Origin of the sequence: Enterococcus eurekensis (genome assembly GCF_042654605.1) — a bacterium.
GTDB classification, from domain to species: domain Bacteria; phylum Bacillota; class Bacilli; order Lactobacillales; family Enterococcaceae; genus Enterococcus_I; species Enterococcus_I eurekensis.
Window position 1 is genome coordinate 36,593 of sequence record NZ_JBHSGT010000060.1, and the last position, 19,149, is coordinate 55,741.

Genomic DNA, 19,149 nt, shown 5'->3' on the forward strand with positions numbered 1-19,149 from the left:
ACGCTCCTTTTAGTTATAATCAAAAAAACCTTTGCCTGTTTTTCTACCTAACCATCCCGCTTCAACATATTTTTGAATGATTGGTGATACGCGATATTTCGGATCTTTAAACCCATCATATAAGACATTCATAATTGCTAGAACAACATCTAAACCGATTAAATCACCTAAGGCTAATGGGCCTAATGGGTGGTTCGCACCTAATTTCATCGCTTGATCGATTTCTTCAGCTGTTGCCACATTTTCTGCTAAAACAAATGAAGCTTCATTAATCATTGGAATTAAAATACGATTCACAACGAATCCGTATGAGTCTTTCACTTCCACACCAGTTTTGCCGATTTCTTTTGTTACTTCTTGAATTGCTGTTTTCGTTTCGACAGATGTTGTTAAACCAGAAATAATTTCTACCAATTTCATGACGGGTGCTGGATTAAAGAAATGCATACCGATTACTTTGTCTGGGCGTTTCGTTGCTAAAGCAATTTCAGTAATGGATAGTGAAGATGTATTTGTTGCTAAAATCGTATGTTCTGCAGCAACTTCATCTAACTGTTTAAAAATTGATAATTTAATATCTTTTCTTTCTGTTGCAGCTTCAACAACCAAATCGACTTCTTTAGCTGATTCATAAGAAGTTGACGCTTGGATTCGAGACATAATTACGACTTTTTCATCTTCTGTTAAGCGTTCTTTTTTCACTTGACTGGCTAATTGTTTTTCGATTTTATTAATGTTTCCGCTTACAATTTCTTCTGAAATATCATTCAAATAAACTTGCATTCCTGCTTTAGCAAATACTTGTGCAATACCTGCACCCATTTGGCCTGAACCAACGACCATTACTTTTTTGATAGACATGAACAACACTCCAATTATTTATTTTTATTTTTTATTTCTTATCTTTCAACAATTAATGAAACCCCTTGGCCACCACCAATACATAGTGTTGCTAGACCATTGTGTGCATCACGTTTTAACATCTCATGAATCAGTGTCACTAGCACACGAGCGCCACTTGCACCGATTGGATGTCCTAGGGCGATTGCTCCACCATTGACATTGACAATTTCTGGGCGAATATTTAATTCATTCACCACACATAATGCTTGTGCCGCAAAAGCTTCATTGGCTTCGACTAAATCTAAATCTGCAACCGTCATTCCGGCTTTTTCTAAAGCTTTTCTTGTCGCTGGAATTGGACCAGTTCCCATAATCAATGGGTCGACCCCTGACGTCGCATGCGCTTTAATCGTAACTAATGGTTCTAAACCTAATTGTTCCGCTTTTTCTTTGCTCATAACAATTAAAATTGCAGCACCATCGTTAATACCTGACGCATTAGCAGCTGTCACTGTTCCTTCTTTTTTAAAGGCTGGTTTTAATTTGCTTAATCCTTCTAACGTTGCACCAAATCTTGGAAATTCGTCGGTATCAACAATCAGGTCGTCTTTTCTTTTTTGTGGAATGTGAATAGGAATAATTTCGTCTTTGAAACGACCACTCTTAATTGCTGCTTCTGCTTTATTTTGGCTAGCAACCGCTAATTGATCTTGTGTTTCTCGATCAATCTGATACAATTCACTAATATTTTCAGCTGTGATTCCCATATGAATATCGTAGAAACTATCAGTTAACCCATCTTTTATCATCGTATCAACCACTTGGCCGTGTCCCATACGAGCTCCCCAACGGTAATCATCCAATACGTAGGCTGCTTGGCTCATGCTTTCTGTTCCACCTGCAATCACGACTTGGTTATCACCGCTGATAATGGTTTGAGCAGCTAACATCACTGAGCGAAGTCCTGAGCCACACACTTGATTAATCGTTAAAGCCGGAACACCTTGTGGAATCCCTGCTGCTATTGAAACTTGTCGTGCTACGTTTTGTCCCTTTCCAGCGTTTAACACATTACCTAAAATCACTTCGTCTACTTCTTCAGGTAATAAATTCAACTGCTCTAAAGATTTTTTAATTACCTCTGCACCTAAATCCACCGCAGATACGTTTTTAAATGCTCCTCCAAAAGAGCCAATTGCTGTTCTTAAAGCCGATACAATGATAACTTCTTTCATAACGTTTAAACACCTTTCCATTTCTAATTTACTTGTTGGCTTTTGTTGTTTGCGCAAATCACACTCTTAATGTAACTCCGTTTGTAACCGTTTACAAATTAATAAAATTAGGCCTTTTGTTTAATAAAATTAATAGTTCGTATTTCACGAACCTTTAGCTTTCATTATTCAACTAAAAAAGCAAAAAAAAATAGTGTGAATCACACTATTTTTCTCTTGAATTTCGACTGGCGAAGCAGTGCAAGATGGCGCCCTTCACATATTTTTCTAAACTCGCATAATTTTCTTTCACCGGTCGAGTGAGTAAAATTTCAAAAGGAACTGGGTCTTTAAAGTGGATCATTTTAACTTCTTTGTGAAGTTGTTCTTTGATTGGAGCAGGTAATAAAGCAACTGCATCGGATTCTCGTGCAACTTCTGTTAAAAAATCCCAAGATGAAGAAGTAAAATTCATTTCTTTCGTAATGCCTTCTTGTCGTAAACGATCAACAATTAATTTATTTTACGAAAAATCCCGATTAAAGGTCGCTAGAGGATAATTTTCAACTTCCGCCCACTCCAATTTTTTTCTTTGAGCCAATGGATGATCAATACTCATAAAAGCGCCAAATTCATCGCTAATTAAAGTAAATTCCTCAAATTTTTCTTTATTCAAGTAAGCTGGATGAATTAAAACAGCTAAATCGAGTTCACCGCGCAGGAGCAATTGATGCAATTTGTGTGAGCCCGCTTCAACAATTTCAATTTTGACATCTTCATTTTTAACGATTAATTTTGTAAAAAAAGTAGTGAAGTAAATCCGTAAAATTAACGAGGGGATACCGACACGAATCCGACCTTTTTTCTTCAAGGAGTCCCGGCGAACCATATCATGCATTTCAAAATGAAGTTTTCGGACTTTCAGTGCATAGGCATAGTACTTTTCTCCCGTTGGCGTGAGTTTTTTTAGGCGCCCATTTTGTCGGTAAAACAATTCAATGTTCTCCGACTTTTCAAAGTTTGAGATTAATTGACTTAGTGATGATTGTGAGACATTGGCTTTTTTAGCAGCCAACGTCAGATTCCCTTCTGATTCAACAATTTTTATAAAGTAATCGAGTTGATAAATGTCCATCCGTAAACGCCTCCAGATTTGTTTCTTCCTCTCTAGTTTACTACATACTTCCGACTATCAGACAACGCTTTCAAATTAAGACTATTAATTTATTTAATAGTCTAATCAAATCACCTTATTATCCGATTCAAACAAACAAAAACGCCTAATCAAATGCACCTGGAGATGCCAGGTGATTCGATTAGACGTCGTACTTAATTCTGTTTTAATTTTAGTAACAATACTTCATAAGGTTTTAATTCTAGTTGGCAATCTTTGCTTGTATTCGTAATCAAATCCAAGCTTTCACTTGCTACCTCAATCATTTTATTTGATTCTGAAAAATTCATCACAAAGTAGTAAGATTCCTCATCAAAATCACGGGATTGAACAGAGACTTCTTTATCCCCTTTAATTACCCATGAATTGGCTAACGTTGTCTCTTTAGCAATCTGATCATAAATGACTTCTAAGAAATCAAGCCCCGTTCTTGCTCCAATAAAGTACGCTTGGCCTTGACCATAATTATTTTTCGTAACGGCTGGTGTCTTCGCATAGAAATCTTCTTCATAATAAACAATCGATTCCGCGGTTCCTAATTCTAGGATAGTGCAATAATCTTTGACTTCAAATGTTTGAGCTCCGTAGCGTAATTGATTACGGTCGTTTGGATATAAGGTATCCGTTTCTTTCACTGAGATTCCAAAAATCTCTTGTAATTGCTGTGGCCAGCCACCTAAATAGGTTAAATCATTTTCATTCACATAACCAGTAATATAAGTTGAAACTAAAATCCCTCCCTGTGAAACAAAGGATGCAAAGCGCGCCATCACGTCTTCACGGATCAAATACATCATTGGCGCTATTACTAAGTCATACTTACTTAAATCCGCTTCTGATGTTACGACTTCAACCGCAATGTCGTGATTCCAGAAATAACGATAGTGCTCTTGTAGGGTCTGTGGGTAACGTTTAGAAGCATTTGAGAATCCTTGGGCATCATTTAAAGCCCAATTATTTTCCCAGTCATAAAGAATCGCAACCTTGGCTGCTTTGTAACTCCCTTTAATTTCTTTAATTTTTTCCAATGCCTCACCGACTGCTTTGACATCTTGGAACACACGGTTTTCTTCGCTGTTGTCATGATCTACGACAGCGCCATGGAATTTTTCTGATGAGCCACGTGATTTACGCCACTGGAAATACAAATTACTATCTGAACCGTGTGCAATGAATTGCATTGAAGACAATAAGTGCATGCCGGGACGTTTCATCTTATTAACATCGTGCCAGTTTACGCCACTTGGTGTGGATTCCATAATTAAGAATGGCTTTTGTTTCATGCTTCGATATTGATCATTAATGAAACCGACTTTACTCGCTAAATCAGCTGTTGTTTCCCAATCATTGTGCCATGCTGGATAACAATCCCAACTAATCACATCGACATGCTTAGCGAATTGGCCATAGTCCAAACTTTGAAATGGAATAAGATCGTGTGTGTCGGCCATGAAGTTGGTTGTAATTGGAACCTCAGGGGTTAGTCGACGTAAGTCTTTTATTTCATGCTCGTAAAAATCAATCGTTTGATGCGTAACAAATCGCTTCCAATCTAAATTATGACCGTGAACCATGGTCTCACCAATAGAAGACGGTGATTCAATCTCTGACCAGTCTGAGTATGCATGACTCCAAAATGGAGCCCACCAGGCATCATTTAAAGATTTGAGTGAGCCATATTTGTTTTTTAACCATTCTCGAAAATTGGCTTGGCAGTAGTCACAATGGCACTCCCCAGAGTATTCGTTTGAAATATGCCACATAAATAGTGCCGGATGGTTACCGTAACGCTCAACTAATTTTTGATTCATAATCGCAATTTTTTCACGATAGACAGGCGAAGAGAAACAATGATTGTGACGCCCACCATGGAGCATTTTTTCACGCTTATCATTTGTTCGTAAAACTTCAGGATATTTCTTTGACATCCAAGCTGGCCGGGCGCCACTTGGAGTTGCTAAAATGACGTTGCCACCAATTGAATAAATATCATCCATCACTTTATCTAGCCATTCAAAGTGAAATTCCCCTTCTCGTGGTTCTAATTGACTCCAAGAAAACATACCAATGGAGAACGTATTAGACTTTGATTTTTTCATTAATTCAAGATCTTTCTCCAAAATTTCTGGATGATCTAACCACTGATCCGGGTTATAGTCGCCTCCATGTAATAAACGATCTTCTAACTCATAACGTGTCATTTTATATTCTTATCCTTTCGTACCTCCAGCAGTCAACCCGCTGACAAAGTGTTTTTGTAAAGCAATAAAGACCAGTGCGATTGGGATACTAATTAAAATCGCTCCTGCTGCAAAAGTCGTGTAGCTAGCACCCATTTTATCGGTCACTAATTTATACAGCCCGATTGGTAATGTGTAATACTCTGGACTTCTGAGCAAAACAGAAGAAAGCGCAAAATCACCCAACGGTCCTGTGAAACCGTTCATCGCAACGACTGCTAACATTGGTCGAGAAAGCGGCAAAATAATTTGTAAAAAGATTCGAGTATTGCTAGCACCATCGATTTTAGCACTTTCATCCAAATCCATCGGGATGGAGTCAAAATACCCTTTTAGTAAATACGTATTCATCGGTATTTGTCCTCCAACATAAATTAAAATTAACAACATGTGACTATTAATTAATCCTAACATTTGTGCCAAAACAAAAATTGCAATTAAAGCTGAAAACTGCGGAATCATTTGTAGAAGTAAAAATAAAATCAAACCATTCTTACGTCCTTTAAAACGGAATCTAGAAAAAGAATATGCGGTCATTGAAACAAATATCAATGATAAAATCATTGTAAAGACACTAATTTTTAAAGAATTCAAATACCACTGTCCATAAAAAAGGCTACCTTCATTCGCAAAAAGTTTTGTATAATGCCCAACTGTAGGGTTTTTAGGAATCAGACTTGTACTAACCAAACTATTTCCCGGATTAAAACTAGCTCCTATGGTCCACAGTAATGGATAAACAATAATGACAACCATCAAGAGTAGTAAGCCGTATGATAAAACAAGCTTTGTTCTATTTTGATTTTTTATACTTTTTGTTTTTGACATCATTTTAAGCTTCCTCCTTAAATGAATTTGTCCGTTTGAATTGCCAAATTGCAATACCGATTACGAAGATGGACAGTAAGATAGTCAATGCTGCTGCCAGTGCATATTGGCTATTTTGCATCGTTAATTTATAAATCCATGAAACCAAAATATCCGTTCCCCCAGCTGTTGATCCAGGAACAGCTGGACCACCTGCATTAAACAAGTAAATTATATTAAAATTATTGAAATTAAAGGTATATTGTGTGATTAAGATTGGTGCCATAGCATAAAGTAATAATGGCAACGTAATTTTACGGAACTGTTGAATGGCGGTTGCACCATCAATTGTTGATGCTTCATATAAATCTTCTGGGATAGATTGTAAGGTTCCTGTTGTCACAATAAAAATATAAGGGAATCCCAACCATCCTTGAATCATCAATAAGGCTAGTCTTGTCCAATTGGCATCCGTTAACCAAGGGATGGGTGAAACGTTGAAGAATGCTAAAATCGTATTGTTAATTGCTCCAAAACTATCATTAAACATCCCCGCAAAAATCAAAATCGTCACAAAACCAGGGACTGCCCAAGGTAAAACTAAAATTGTCCGGAAAAAACGTTTAAAACGTAATTTTTTTTGATGCACAACAACTGCTAAAAAAATGCCTAAAGCTACTTGTAATGTTGAAGCCACAAGTGTCCAAATGACTGTCCAACCTAATACATTAAAAAATGTCGCACGCCAAATATCGACTGTAAAGATTTGTTTAAATGTATCCAAACCGACCCAGTCCGCCAAGTTAGCAGGTGCTGAATGATACAAATCATAATTCGTAAAAGCTAATGCGATACTAAACAAAATTGGAAAGACAACTGAAAATACTAGTAACATAAATGCTGGACTACTTAATAAATAGGGATAGCCTTCTGCAAGTAGCGCATGGTAACTTTCTTTGATTGAATTGACTCTCAAATTCTGATCGCGGAGTTCTCCATTTTTATAAGCGTCGCGTAAATTTAAGTAATAGAAAAAAATTCCAAACAAAATAACAATAAGTGCAACTAATCCTTCTGCTAGTAAAAAAATAGAATTATCACGGGGGACTTCCGTTCCTAGGGTCACTAATCCCCATATTCCCATATTAAACAGATCTTTAAAAACAAAAAGATATAAGATTGCTGTCCCTAAAAATAGAGTTCCTTTAATTTTTTGGTGATTATAAAATTGACCCCCACCTGGAATAATTGATAATAAAGTCGCTCTTTTAGCGTGAATTGCGGTTGATTTAATTGTGCTCTCCATAAAGCACCCTCCCTTTATCATTGAAACTGTGACACTCGTATCTCAATGAGTGTCACAGTCATTCTTTCTTTATTTTCCAGTTGCTGCAATCGATGCTTGAATTTGTTCAACCGCCTGTGGTAGAACTTTCTTAGGTTCACCTTTGCCAGTTGCAATTGTTTGTAATGCAGCATCAATTGGTTCCCATACTGAATTCATCGCTGTAATCGACGGTGTTAAGACCGCATGTTGCGATTGTTTAGACACCGCAACAGCACTTTCGCTTGCTTGAATAATTGGATCTTCTGACAAGGATGCAACGGCTGGAACTTCAGAAGTTTTTTCATATCGAACAGCCGAATTTTCAGCATTCGTAATAAACTCGACAAATTCTTGAGCTAATTCTGTATTTTTTGAGTAGCTACTTACGTTGTAACTCTTGACACCAATAAATGAACTCATATGCTCGCCATTGCCTAAAATTGGTAGTTCTTTCACTCCATAATTAATTCCTGCTTCTTTATAGGGAGTTAAATTCCAAGGTCCAGAAATAACTGCAGCAGCTTTCCCCTCGGTGAATAGAGAGTCTAAAACATTAATTCCTTGTTCACCGATGATTCCTGTTGGAAAAACACCTGATTGATAAAATTGTTGAATGTACTCTGCACCTTTAATCGCATCTTCATTCGCTAAACCAATATCTTCTGCTAAATAATTGCCTTCACTGTCTTGTCCAAAGACATAACCACCGTAACCGCCCAAAACACCTTGCGCATAATAAATTTGATCCCACAATGCTAATAAACCAAATTTTTCTTTATCTGTGACCGCTTTTGAATATTCAAGCCACTCATCCGTCGTTTCTGGTAAATCAGCTTCTGAAATAATATCTTTGTTATAATATAAAATTTGTGTTTCCACCGCTTTTGGTAATCCATAAATCTCACCTTCAACAATTTGAGACTGCATCGCTGATTCCGTGTAAATACTTTTCACTCCATCTGCAACATCCAATTTTGCCAGTAACCCTTCTGTTACGGCAGTTCCGATTTGATCGGCTGGAATCGTAATTACGTCTGGTCCAGTACCAGCTGGCCCATCCAATCGTAAGTCTTCAATTTGACCCGCATAAGCTTTTTCAACAACTTTAATTTTTACATCATGTTCCTCTTCAAATTGTTTAACTGCCTCTTCAATCCCTGATTTTTTGTCTTGATCTTCCCAGACAAGTAAGTCATATTCTTTTTTATCTTCTTTAGATGGCTTGCCACCACTCGTTTCTTCACCTGGACCACAGGCTGCCAATCCTAAAGTTAATGTACCCAATAATAAAAATCCTAAAAATTTCTTCATCATTTTTTCTCCTCTCATTTTTGAAAACGTTATCCTCACTCAATATAGTAAATTAATTTATCTGATTTGTAAATCTTTTTTACTATATTTTTTATTTTTATTCACTAAAAAATCTAAAAAAACATCAAAAAGGCTGATAGAATCACGTTTTTAAACAATTGAAAATTTACGGTAAATTTATTTACTAAATGAACCGTTTACTATATACTTAAGTTGAGGTGAGAGGATGACTACTATTAAGAAAATTGCCGAAGTATCGGGTTTTTCCCAAGCAACTGTTTCTCGATTACTAAAAGGCGACACTTCCTTATCGGTTAGTGAACAAACAAGAAAAACAATTATTAATACTGCTCTTTCTTTAGGCTATGATCGTTCAAAAATCAAAACAACAATTGAGAAAATTGCTCTCCTTTTTTGGATGACTAATCAAGAAGAATTACAAGATTTATATTTTCATCAACTGCGTTTAACCATTGAAAAATATGCCCAAGAAAACAATCTCGACATTTTAACAATTAAGCATGAAGACGGGATTCAAAGCCTTCCAAAAAATATTTCCGGTTTTATCGGCGTTGGCTTTTTTTCAAAAGAAGAGATGCGACAGCTGAAAATAATATGTCCCAATGGCGTCTTTTTAGAAATGAATTCTGAGCCTGAAATGTTTGATACCGTAAAACCTGATACCGATCGTATGACACGTCATGCCATTGATCTTTTTTTGAAAAAGGGATATGAGAAAATTGGATTTATCGGTGGAGCTTATCATAATCCAGATATAAATTTAGATGAAATTGATTCACGGGAAGTGACCTTTCGGCAATACTTAACTCAAAAAGAGAAACTAAAAGAAAAATACGTGTTTTCAGGTGGTAAATTTACTGTAAAACAAGGATACCAATTAACGAAACAAATGATTGAACAACTAGGTGACGATTTGCCAGAATGTATTTTTGTTGCATCAGATACGATTGCAGTCGGTGCTTTGCAAGCTTTCAATGAAGTCGGTATTATGATTCCTGATCGTCTCGAACTAATCAGTGTTAATGACAACGATATTGCCAAATTTGTCTCACCCCCATTAACAACTTTCCGAATTGACGTTGAAGAGCTTGCACGAACTTCGATTGACATGCTTGTTGATCAATTAATCTATCCTCGTGAAATTACGAAAACGGTCCTTGTCGGCGCGAAATTGATTGAACGTAAAAGTTTTTTATTTGATGAAAAAACGAAATAAAATAACAAACGGAGACGTGTCTTTTTCACGTCTCCGTTTGTTATTCATGTTTCAACAAAGCTAAAAAGGCTTCGCCATACTTGTCTAATTTATTTTGTCCGACTCCTTTTATATCTAAAAAGGCTAAAGAATTTTGTGGTTGTTTTTCTGCCAATTCTTTTAATGTTTGATCAGAAAAAATAATATATGGTGGCAAGCTTTGTTCTTGGGCAATTTCTAAACGTAGACTCCGGAGTTTCTCAAACAGCTCATCATCGGCCACAATTTGCTTCAAAACGTTTTGTTTACGCGAAACGTTTTCTTTTCCTAGTAAGACTTGGACACCTTTATTTGAAACAGATAACGTAGGAAATTGCCCTTCTGATGGTGTTAAATAACCTTCTGCGGTTAAGTAATCAATCAAACCCGTTAAATCTTTTTGCGTCCAATCTTTCATCAACCCATGTGTCGGTAATTGCTCGAAACGCCATTGTTTAACTTTTTGATCATTAGAACCAGTCAAAACTTTTGCTACGAGGGATTTACCAAAACGCTCGCCCATTCGTTTGACACAAGATAAAACTTTTTGTGTTTCAACAGTAATATCAACGACTTCACGTTCATCTAGACAATTACTACATTGATGGCAATCAGTCGCATTTTCTTCTCCAAAATAACGTAAAATGTAACGTTGCAAACACATTTGCGTATGGGCGTATTGATTCATTTCCTGCAATTTGACATGTTCGCTTTGACGATAAGTGATATCCGATTCTGATTGTTCAATAAAGAACTGCTGAATTTGAATATCTTGCGCGCCATACATTAAAATCGCTTCACTCGGTAAGCCATCACGTCCGGCACGTCCGGCTTCTTGATAATATGATTCAATATTTCCTGGCATCTGAGCATGAATCACAAAACGAACGTTGCTCTTATTAATCCCCATCCCAAAAGCATTCGTCGCAACAATCACTGAAATACGATCGTATAAAAAAGCTTCCTGATTATTCGAACGTTCCCCTTCGCTAAGTCCCGCATGGTATCTTCCCGCTTTGATTTTATGGTGTGTTAATAATTGATAAATGCGCTCAACTTCTTTACGGGTACTTGCATAAATAATGCCTGCTTGTTCCTTATTCAAACGCAAATATTCTAATAAATAAACATCTTTTTGATTTTTCACCACTTGAAAGGATAAATTTTCACGGGCAAATCCGGTTTTAATTTCATTACCATAGGGGATACCTAAACGCTGACAAATATCTTCTGCAACTTGTGGTGTTGCTGTAGCCGTTAAAGCGACAATCGGTGGTTTTTGATCAAACTGTTGAATTGTTTCGGCAACACTTAAATAACTCGGGCGGAAATCATGCCCCCATTGTGAAATACAGTGCGCTTCATCAACAGCTAGTAAACTAAGTGGCACATATCGTAGTAATTCCTGAAAATCAAAACTCGTCAAACGCTCGGGTGCGACATAAAGCAGTTTAACTTCTCCTTGTCCGACTTGGCGGAAGCGTTGATTGGTTTCTTCTTGAGATAACGTACTATTAATATAAGTGGCAGGAATCCCCATTTCGTTTAGCTGGTCCACTTGGTCTTTCATTAAAGAAATTAAAGGTGAAATCACCAGCGTTAAACCATCTAACATTAAGGCGGGCAGTTGGTAGCAAACCGACTTTCCCCCACCTGTTGGCATAATTCCTAAGACATTTTCTCGGTTCAAAATCGTATCAATAATGGCTTCTTGACCGGGACGAAACTCGGTATAGCCAAATTTTTCTGCTAAAATTTGTTGCTTTGTATTAATTAGATTCATCTCCTCAAATTGATTGCTTTAGCGAAACACAAAAAGAAAACAATCAATGTTATGGTCTTAGTATACCAAATCTTTGATTGCTTTTTTCATTTTTTACAAATCCTTACGCTTTTAAACGCTTATGTAAATAATATTTCGTGACACCACGCATTGGCATGTCTTCTAACGAGCCAAAAACGACATAACCTTGTTTTTGATAAAAGCCTAATGCCTGATAACTCATCGTCGTCAGTGTAATTTGGATAGTTCCTTGTATTATTGCCAACTCCTCAATTTTCTTCATCAAACGGCTACCTACTCGTTGCTCTCGGTAAGCCGGATCCACTGCTAATAAATTAATATAGATGGATTCATAGGATTGTTTAGCAAGAATACCACCCACAATTTTGTCTTGATCGAATACAGCAAAGGCCAGCAATTTTTCTGGTAAGTCTTCAATTCCAACTTCCGACTTTTGATTTGAGAAAATTTTTTCCAAAGCAACACTCAATGTCTCTGGATCAATCGTTTGTAAATGAATTTTATTTTCCAAATTCAAACCCCATTTCTTTTAAGAGCGCATTAGCAATTAGAAAATGACCATTTTGATTCGGGTGGACACGATCCCCTGATAAAATATAGCTCGATTGTTTGTCTAAATATTTGTCAACAACCACTTGCAAATCAATAAATTGTAATTCATTTTTCTCAGCTAACATCTTCACGACTGCCTGATATTGCTTTAATTGCTTAAACATCAGGTCCTCAAGATTGGTTTCAAACATAAATGGACTTAATAAAAAGATTCCTTTAACCTTCGCTTTTGTTTGATCAATTAGCTGCTGATACGTTTCTTCAAATAGATTTAAACTGACCAAATCTGTTGGATGTTGAAACGGTTGATCAAAGAAACGCCAAACGTCATTAATCCCAATTAAAATCGAGACATAGTCCGGCTGTAAATCAAGGACATCTGTTTGCCAACGCTCGGCTAAATCCGTGACGCGATTGCCATTGATGCCTTTGTTCATCACCTTAAGTAAATGACCGGGATAGATAGCGGTTAAAGCTTGCGAGATAAGCGCGACATAACCATTTCCTAAACTATCAAAACTGCCTGGATAACTTTGGTAATCACGCCCCACATCTGTGACTGAATCCCCAATAAAAAGGATTTTCGACTCTTTTTCAATGTTCATTTTTATTTTCTCCTTCTTAAGCAAACGTTTTCTATATTGTACCGTTCTCAATGATAAAAAAACAGTATCAATCGCTTTTATTTCCTTCTATGCAATTTGAAAATTTTAAGCAGTAAAATTGACGTGATACACTTAAAATTATACATTTATTATATGAAAGCGAGGCGATTCGAATGAAACGACCAATGAAAAAAGCCTTTTTTAGCTTATTATTGTTATTTGTTACTGTAGTATTTGCTGCTTGTAGCGGGGGAGCTTCTTCCAAGTCAAAAACGTATGTCAAGGAAGATCCTAGCATGAATGTCGAAATGATTTTTACTTATGAAGGGGATAAGGTAACTCATCAAAAAACGATTAACACGATGCCTTATACGAGTCTTGGCGTAACAACAAAAGAAGACGCCCAAGCCATCCTTGATCCCATTGCCGCAGAGTATCAAGGACATGATGGACTCACTGAAAAAATTGATTATAAAGAAGATCATTTAGTTGAAGTTGTGGAAATTGATTATTCTGTCGCTGATGTCGAAGAAATTCGTGATATTGCCGGGATGGTCTTTGAAGGCGATGTGTCAAATGGTATCAGCTTGAAACGCTCAGAAGAAATGCTCCTAGAACAAGGATTTACAGAGAAAAAATAATAAGACATAATCGTTTTTACCCCAAAATCTTAAAATAGAAAAAATCCTATGAAATCAATTGATTAAAACCATTGATCTCATGGGATTTATATTTGTCTATGAATATTTTAGGTATCGCTTAAAATAAACCACTAATATTCCCATCCGCATCTAAATCAATGCCCTCTGCGGCTGGTACTTTAGGTAAGCCTGGCATCGTCATCATCGCCCCTGTTAATGCGACAATAAATCCGGCACCTGCAGAGACTTTTAACTGGCGGATCGTCACATCAAAATCGGTTGGTGCACCAATTAGTGTTGGGTTATCGGAGAATGAATATTGTGTTTTTGCCATACAAATTGGGTAATCGCCAAAGCCTAAACGTTCTAATTCTTTCATTTCAAAACGTGCAGTTGGTGTTAAAACAGCTTTTGTTCCCCCATAGACTTTTTGAACAATCTTATTCAATTTTTCTTCAATCGCATCTTCTAAGTCATAAGAAAATTGGAAATGATTTTCTTTTTCAGCGAGTTCCACAACTTTCTCAGCCAAGGCCACCCCGCCAGCGCCACCTTTTTCCCAAACTTCTGAAATCACAACGTCAACACCTCGTGCCTGGCAGGCCACTTGGATAGCTTCCAGTTCAGCTGCGGTATCAGTTGGGAACTGATTAACCGCCACGACAACAGGCAAGCCAAATGTTTCTTGCATGTTATGCAAATGACGTTCTAAATTCGGTAAACCGGCTAAGACAGCATCAATATTTTCTGTTCCTAGTTCTGCTTTCGCCACGCCACCATGCATTTTTAAAGCACGAATTGTTGCAACTAAGACAACGGCATCCGGTTTTAAATCAGCGATGCGACATTTGATATCGATGAACTTTTCAGCACCTAAATCGCCACCGAAACCAGCTTCTGTTACACAGTAATCAGCATACTTCAGAGCCATTTTCGTCGCTAAAATACTATTACAGCCGTGAGCAATGTTCGCAAAAGGACCACCATGAATTAAAGCCGGTGTTTGTTCCAATGTTTGGACAATATTAGGATGAATCGCATCTTTTAAAAGAGCTGCTAACGCACCAATTGCTTTTAAGTCACCAGCAGTAATTGGTTGTGCCTGATAGTTATAACCGACAATAATTTTGGCTAATTTTTCTTTTAAATCCGTGATGTTATTGGCTAAACATAAAATCGCCATCATCTCAGAGGCAACTGTTATATCAAAACCATCTTCTCTTGGTACACCGTTAGCTTTTCCTTGAAGTCCATTTACAATATGACGTAACTGGCGATCATTCATATCCACCACGCGTTTCCAAGTAATGCGACGCGAATCAATTTGCAAAGCATTGCCATGATGAATATGATTATCTAACAGCGCTGCTAACAGGTTGTTAGCTGAACTAATTGCATGGAAATCACCGGTAAAATGTAAATTAATATCTTCCATCGGAACAACTTGCGCGTAACCACCACCTGCTGCCCCACCTTTCATCCCAAAAACAGGACCTAAAGAAGGCTCTCTAAGGGCCAACATTGCATTTTTGCCAATGGCCGATAAACCATCTGCCAGTCCGACCGAAGTTGTCGTTTTACCTTCACCCGCAGGCGTTGGCGTAATCGCAGTGACTAAAATTAATTTCCCATTTGGTCGTTCCTCAAGTTGTTCCAAACTACGGATATTTAGTTTTGCTTTATATTTCCCATACAAATCATAATTATCCTCTGATACCCCTAAATTCTCAATGATTGATTGAATTGGTTGCATTCTTGCATTTGTTGCAATTTCAATATCGGATAAAAAAGCCATCTTTATCAAACTCCCTTTTGGTTAACATTCCTTATTACCTTCTAGTATTAATCAAAATCGCAAGACATTTCAAGTCTTTTTTGCTGAAATGACAAATATTCTCATTTAAATCCGATTATTTCTATCATTTATATTAAAAATATACGACTTTAACAATTATTCTAATAATTCTTTAACACGTTGGGCTAATGTTCGCTCTTGGTCAAATGTGTCACGAATTTGATAAGCCTGACTTGGCTCATTTGTAATAATCCCATCCAAATTGAAACCAAATGCCCGACGGACAAGCTCTTCGCGATTAACCGTCCAAACAGCAATTCCTTTTCCTTGGTCACGGGCTTGTTCAATTAAACGACTATTTAATGAAAACTCCTCAATCACAACAATATCAGCCGATGTTTTAGGCAAATTACCAATATTTAAAGCAACTAAATAGCCCGTACGAATTTCAGGATCGAGTTCTTTGATCCGTGAAATCGTTGATTCATCGAGTGACTGAACAATATATTCTTCCGTGACGTTCGCTTCTTGTAACATTTTGACAAACCGTTCCTCCATATCAGCTGACTCACTACCATGTAATTTCAGCTCGACAAGCAATTTCATATCGATGTCCTTTGCAACCGTCAAATACTCTTCAAATGAAGGAATATAATCGGTAAAACCACCGGCTGAAACTTGAATTTTTTGTAACTCAGCTAATGTTAAATCTTTGACCTGATCAGAGCGGTTCGCTAAGCGTCCTAAATTCGCATCATGAATCACCACAAACTCTAAATCTTTTGTTTGTTGGACATCCATTTCGACAAAATCCGCATTCGCATATTTGGCTGCTTTTAATGAACCAATCGTATTTTCGACTCCTTCTACCATATAGCCGCGATGTGCGATAATTTGCGTCTTTGGTTGATATAAGATCTTCGTCAACGAAACCGTGTTACCTACAACCGTACTAATAAAAGCGACCGCTAGGATTGCGTAAAACCATTTAGACCAACGCATCACGAAAAAGCCCTTTGTCCCACCTACCATGACGGGGGATTCCGCTGTTTTGTTATACGCTAAACGATATAAGACAATCGCAAAGATCCCTTGTAAAAAACCAAAGGAAAAAAAGACAATGATTTGTAAGAAACTTAGCGTCACCCCAGCAACAATTGGAGCTGCGATTGGCAAGATTCGTTCAACAATCATTAAAGGGACTAATAAGATCCCGGTCGTCACAGCCAGTAGTAAACCATACAAACCGACAATCACTAGTAAGTAGACGAAATGTACCAAACTCTTTTTACGAGTAGCGAACCAACTTTTTTTGACTGCTTGAAAAATGGTTGCTTTTTCTTCGATGACAAAATAAGGAACAACAAAAATGAAACGCAGACTGATATATAAAATCAAGAACAAAAGAGCAAAATATAAAAGCCAACCACCTTGAAACTTCATCAGTTCATCCGTAATAAAGTGAGGAATGTACAAATTATTCGCCAATCCCGGACTCATCCCAATTGAAGCAATTGGTAGAATTAAAAGAAAGTAAATAAAAAAAATGAAACTTTGAATATGAATAAAATAACGTGTTTTTCGATTAAGTTTTTTGATAATTGTTCGTAAGTTATACGGTTCTTGCGTATCTTGTAAATGAGCTAACATAAAATAATAAGCTTGCTCGTAATAAATAAAAAAGACACTCGTCAAACCAAGTAATAGTAAAACGATAATGGCAACGGGATTACTAAAAATTTCAAAAATCGTATTTTCAGTGATACTTGAAAGGCCGGTTACTTTTAAAATTTGCAAAAATAGATAGGATAATAATGGCATCGCGATGACCACTCGTAACATTCGTAAGAAAAAGACACTTTCGATGTACAGTTGTAAATTTTTTCGAACTTGATGGATACTTTGTTTCAATTGATTGAGTATCATCAGGCATTCCTCCTTTAGTACCGCTCTCCCATTATTATAACAATTATTTTAAAATAATACGAAATTTAACCTAGGGAAATCGTGGTTATCATTCGTTTTTTATCCCACTCTGTGCTACTGTTAAAACAAATCAAGAGAAAGGATGAATTGCCATGTTGCTTGAAACCGCGCGCTTATTTCTACGACCCTTTCAGCTACAAGATTACAGTCACTTGCATTCTCGCCATCATCCAACAATTGCCTCTCATCCAGATCATGAAATGACCCTTTTTGACGAGCTCGATTTATTTTTAACGGAGCCAAAAAATCATCCACTAGAAAAACAAATACGTATCGCTTTAATTCTAAAAGAAAAACAAGCATTAATTGGCGATCTTACGGTCACTTATCGAGACAAAACATTAGCACTCTCTTTTGCCACACAACCAGAGTATCAAAAACAAGGCTTTATGCATGAAGCTTTGACAACTTTCTTACCTTACTTACAAAACCATTATCCAGCACTGGAGATTGTTTGCTTAGTTCCTAAAAACAATCAAATTAGCCAACAACTACTCCAAAATTTAAACTTTGCACCCGTCCAATACCTTTCTGATTTTGATTGTCATCTGTATACTCGAAAAAATGAATAAATAAAAACAACCGTCAAACGAAAAATCGTTCAACGGTTGTTTTCTTTGGGAGTTTATTTACTTGGAAGAGGTAAATAAAATGAAAAAGTATTTAAGGGTTGTTTGTTGGTATGTCTATATAATAGACATAAAATATGAATTATTTGTGTTCAGATTCAAACGATTTTATGAAAAAAACGTTAACAAAAAGTAACTTACTAAATCCAAGCCTATAGTACTAGCAACAGTGTCCCATTCACTTTTCATTGAACATATAAAAGAGCATCTATCATTTAAATAAGCAGGCTAAATCAAAGACTTTTCATCAATCTTTTTTGTAATTTCTCACTATCATAGCCTAAACTATAATAAAAAGAATGTGCTTCTACTCTAGTAGCTCCTGAGTTTAGTCGAATCGTCAAAATCGATTGTTTTCTTGCTTCCTCTTCTAAAGCTAACATTAATTTTGAACCGACACCATTTCGTTGTTTTTTCTGATTGACAGCTAGTGCCAAAATATTTAGCATCGTTGGAAAATAAAGTGTTTCATATATTTCTGCATGAATATAGCCAATTACTTCTTTGGTTTCTGAATCTTCATAGACAATTACAGTATGATGAAAACTATCATCCAAAATTCGGATGATTTTTTTAGTCGTCTCTTCTAATGAAAAAGTGTAGCCTAATGACTTTTCATTAAGTTGCTGAATATACTTGGTATCTTGTAATCTTAATTCTCTAATCATTGATTATGCCCCTTTTTAAAGGTATCATACATTTCTGTTCGAAAAAAAACAAGCCTCTACTAATTTCATAAAACCTTGTTTTTCTTTTATCCAATTATTGGTAATTTTACCATTTCTTACGTGTTAAAACTAACAACACTACCATTACTATACAATTTCTTTACCATACACCTCGATTTGAGTTAAAGCAGGGAAAGGTGTATCATCCTCATTTTTAATTAAATTTTTTAATCCTGAATAATTCATACTTTTAATTAAAACCATGTGAAACTGCCTCACGGCAGCTTACAATTACTTT

17 protein-coding genes are annotated in these 19,149 nt (G+C 36.5%); 3 read left to right on the plus strand and 14 right to left on the minus strand.

The window, feature by feature from the left end; all coding sequences use genetic code 11:
- Window positions 1-9: 9 nt before the first annotated feature.
- From ACFO3L_RS09760 to ACFO3L_RS09795, 8 genes are all read right to left on the minus strand, one after another.
- Entirely contained in the window at window positions 10-861 is an 852-nt protein-coding gene (locus ACFO3L_RS09760) for a 3-hydroxybutyryl-CoA dehydrogenase (RefSeq protein ID WP_379966695.1), read from the minus strand.
- A 38-nt stretch (window positions 862-899) separates the two neighbouring features.
- On the minus strand, window positions 900-2,078 hold the full coding sequence (locus ACFO3L_RS09765) for an acetyl-CoA C-acetyltransferase (protein ID WP_379966749.1): 1,179 nt from the start codon (window positions 2,076-2,078) through the stop codon (window positions 900-902).
- A gap of 205 nt (window positions 2,079-2,283) precedes the next feature.
- Window positions 2,284-2,532, minus strand: coding sequence for a type 2 periplasmic-binding domain-containing protein (locus ACFO3L_RS09770; RefSeq protein ID WP_379966698.1), 249 nt, complete (start codon window positions 2,530-2,532; stop codon window positions 2,284-2,286).
- Window positions 2,533-2,580: 48 nt separating this feature from the next.
- Window positions 2,581-3,192 carry a LysR family transcriptional regulator gene (locus tag ACFO3L_RS09775; protein WP_379966701.1) on the minus strand — a complete coding sequence of 204 codons (612 nt, stop codon included), beginning with the start codon at window positions 3,190-3,192 and terminating at the stop codon, window positions 2,581-2,583.
- A 194-nt stretch (window positions 3,193-3,386) separates the two neighbouring features.
- Window positions 3,387-5,432 carry a beta-galactosidase gene (locus ACFO3L_RS09780; protein WP_379966704.1) on the minus strand — a complete coding sequence of 682 codons (2,046 nt, stop codon included), beginning with the start codon at window positions 5,430-5,432 and terminating at the stop codon, window positions 3,387-3,389.
- Window positions 5,433-5,441: 9 nt separating this feature from the next.
- The gene (locus ACFO3L_RS09785) at window positions 5,442-6,299 is read right to left on the minus strand and encodes a sugar ABC transporter permease (protein ID WP_379966707.1); all 858 of its coding nucleotides are present in this window, start codon (window positions 6,297-6,299) and stop codon (window positions 5,442-5,444) included.
- Window positions 6,300-6,303: 4 nt separating this feature from the next.
- The gene (locus tag ACFO3L_RS09790; RefSeq protein WP_379966710.1) at window positions 6,304-7,584 is read right to left on the minus strand and encodes an ABC transporter permease subunit; all 1,281 of its coding nucleotides are present in this window, start codon (window positions 7,582-7,584) and stop codon (window positions 6,304-6,306) included.
- A gap of 69 nt (window positions 7,585-7,653) precedes the next feature.
- On the minus strand, window positions 7,654-8,916 hold the full coding sequence (locus tag ACFO3L_RS09795; RefSeq protein ID WP_379966713.1) for an extracellular solute-binding protein: 1,263 nt from the start codon (window positions 8,914-8,916) through the stop codon (window positions 7,654-7,656).
- A 226-nt stretch (window positions 8,917-9,142) separates the two neighbouring features.
- Here ACFO3L_RS09795 and ACFO3L_RS09800 point away from each other — a divergent pair, with 226 nt between their 5' ends.
- Window positions 9,143-10,153, plus strand: a complete 1,011-nt coding sequence (locus tag ACFO3L_RS09800) for a LacI family DNA-binding transcriptional regulator (RefSeq protein WP_379966716.1) — start codon at window positions 9,143-9,145, stop codon at window positions 10,151-10,153.
- Window positions 10,154-10,193: 40 nt separating this feature from the next.
- Here ACFO3L_RS09800 and recQ read toward each other — a convergent pair whose 3' ends face one another.
- The 3 genes from recQ to ACFO3L_RS09815 all read right to left on the minus strand — a co-directional run bounded on the left by recQ (window position 10,194) and on the right by ACFO3L_RS09815 (window position 13,132).
- Window positions 10,194-11,954: a DNA helicase RecQ gene (recQ, locus tag ACFO3L_RS09805; protein ID WP_379966719.1), complete on the minus strand. Its 1,761-nt coding sequence runs from the start codon at window positions 11,952-11,954 to the stop codon at window positions 10,194-10,196.
- 103 nt (window positions 11,955-12,057) lie between these two features.
- Window positions 12,058-12,486, minus strand: a complete 429-nt coding sequence (locus ACFO3L_RS09810) for a GNAT family N-acetyltransferase (protein ID WP_379966722.1) — start codon at window positions 12,484-12,486, stop codon at window positions 12,058-12,060.
- On the minus strand, window positions 12,476-13,132 hold the full coding sequence (locus ACFO3L_RS09815) for an SGNH/GDSL hydrolase family protein (RefSeq protein ID WP_379966725.1): 657 nt from the start codon (window positions 13,130-13,132) through the stop codon (window positions 12,476-12,478). Before ACFO3L_RS09815 ends, ACFO3L_RS09810 begins: the two co-directional genes overlap by 11 nt.
- Before the next feature lie 173 nt (window positions 13,133-13,305).
- Between ACFO3L_RS09815 and ACFO3L_RS09820 the strand changes: the two genes are divergently transcribed.
- The gene (locus ACFO3L_RS09820; protein WP_379966728.1) at window positions 13,306-13,773 is read left to right on the plus strand and encodes a YehR family lipoprotein; all 468 of its coding nucleotides are present in this window, start codon (window positions 13,306-13,308) and stop codon (window positions 13,771-13,773) included.
- 118 nt (window positions 13,774-13,891) lie between these two features.
- On the opposite strand, the gene ACFO3L_RS09825 is transcribed toward ACFO3L_RS09820, so the two are convergent.
- Together ACFO3L_RS09825 and ACFO3L_RS09830 are read right to left on the minus strand one after the other, a co-directional pair.
- On the minus strand, window positions 13,892-15,568 hold the full coding sequence (locus ACFO3L_RS09825) for a formate--tetrahydrofolate ligase (protein ID WP_379966731.1): 1,677 nt from the start codon (window positions 15,566-15,568) through the stop codon (window positions 13,892-13,894).
- A 156-nt stretch (window positions 15,569-15,724) separates the two neighbouring features.
- A complete protein-coding gene (locus ACFO3L_RS09830) occupies window positions 15,725-17,494 on the minus strand; it encodes a glycerophosphoryl diester phosphodiesterase membrane domain-containing protein (RefSeq protein ID WP_379966734.1) in 1,770 nt (589 codons plus the stop codon).
- Window positions 17,495-17,646: 152 nt separating this feature from the next.
- On the opposite strand from ACFO3L_RS09830, the gene ACFO3L_RS09835 reads away from it, so the two are divergent.
- Window positions 17,647-18,126 carry a GNAT family N-acetyltransferase gene (locus ACFO3L_RS09835; protein ID WP_379966737.1) on the plus strand — a complete coding sequence of 160 codons (480 nt, stop codon included), beginning with the start codon at window positions 17,647-17,649 and terminating at the stop codon, window positions 18,124-18,126.
- Between the two features lie 290 nt (window positions 18,127-18,416).
- On the opposite strand, the gene ACFO3L_RS09840 is transcribed toward ACFO3L_RS09835, so the two are convergent.
- Window positions 18,417-18,851, minus strand: coding sequence for a GNAT family N-acetyltransferase (locus ACFO3L_RS09840; protein ID WP_379966740.1), 435 nt, complete (start codon window positions 18,849-18,851; stop codon window positions 18,417-18,419).
- Window positions 18,852-19,149: the final 298 nt, after the last annotated feature.

What these genes read in the sequence shown, in the direction of transcription:
- ACFO3L_RS09760 (WP_379966695.1), bottom strand. Translation starts at nt 861, where the DNA reads ATGTCTATCAAAAAAGTAATGGTCGTTGGTTCAGGCCAAATGGGTGCA.
- ACFO3L_RS09765 (WP_379966749.1), bottom strand. Translation starts at nt 2,078, where the DNA reads ATGAAAGAAGTTATCATTGTATCGGCTTTAAGAACAGCAATTGGCTCT.
- ACFO3L_RS09770 (WP_379966698.1), bottom strand. Translation starts at nt 2,532, where the DNA reads ATGAATTTTACTTCTTCATCTTGGGATTTTTTAACAGAAGTTGCACGA.
- ACFO3L_RS09775 (WP_379966701.1), bottom strand. Translation starts at nt 3,192, where the DNA reads ATGGACATTTATCAACTCGATTACTTTATAAAAATTGTTGAATCAGAA.
- ACFO3L_RS09780 (WP_379966704.1), bottom strand. Translation starts at nt 5,432, where the DNA reads ATGACACGTTATGAGTTAGAAGATCGTTTATTACATGGAGGCGACTAT.
- ACFO3L_RS09785 (WP_379966707.1), bottom strand. Translation starts at nt 6,299, where the DNA reads ATGTCAAAAACAAAAAGTATAAAAAATCAAAATAGAACAAAGCTTGTT.
- ACFO3L_RS09790 (WP_379966710.1), bottom strand. Translation starts at nt 7,584, where the DNA reads ATGGAGAGCACAATTAAATCAACCGCAATTCACGCTAAAAGAGCGACT.
- ACFO3L_RS09795 (WP_379966713.1), bottom strand. Translation starts at nt 8,916, where the DNA reads ATGAAGAAATTTTTAGGATTTTTATTATTGGGTACATTAACTTTAGGA.
- ACFO3L_RS09800 (WP_379966716.1), top strand. Translation starts at nt 9,143, where the DNA reads ATGACTACTATTAAGAAAATTGCCGAAGTATCGGGTTTTTCCCAAGCA.
- recQ (WP_379966719.1), bottom strand. Translation starts at nt 11,954, where the DNA reads ATGAATCTAATTAATACAAAGCAACAAATTTTAGCAGAAAAATTTGGC.
- ACFO3L_RS09815 (WP_379966725.1), bottom strand. Translation starts at nt 13,132, where the DNA reads ATGAACATTGAAAAAGAGTCGAAAATCCTTTTTATTGGGGATTCAGTC.
- ACFO3L_RS09820 (WP_379966728.1), top strand. Translation starts at nt 13,306, where the DNA reads ATGAAACGACCAATGAAAAAAGCCTTTTTTAGCTTATTATTGTTATTT.
- ACFO3L_RS09825 (WP_379966731.1), bottom strand. Translation starts at nt 15,568, where the DNA reads ATGGCTTTTTTATCCGATATTGAAATTGCAACAAATGCAAGAATGCAA.
- ACFO3L_RS09830 (WP_379966734.1), bottom strand. Translation starts at nt 17,494, where the DNA reads ATGATACTCAATCAATTGAAACAAAGTATCCATCAAGTTCGAAAAAAT.
- ACFO3L_RS09835 (WP_379966737.1), top strand. Translation starts at nt 17,647, where the DNA reads ATGTTGCTTGAAACCGCGCGCTTATTTCTACGACCCTTTCAGCTACAA.
- ACFO3L_RS09840 (WP_379966740.1), bottom strand. Translation starts at nt 18,851, where the DNA reads ATGATTAGAGAATTAAGATTACAAGATACCAAGTATATTCAGCAACTT.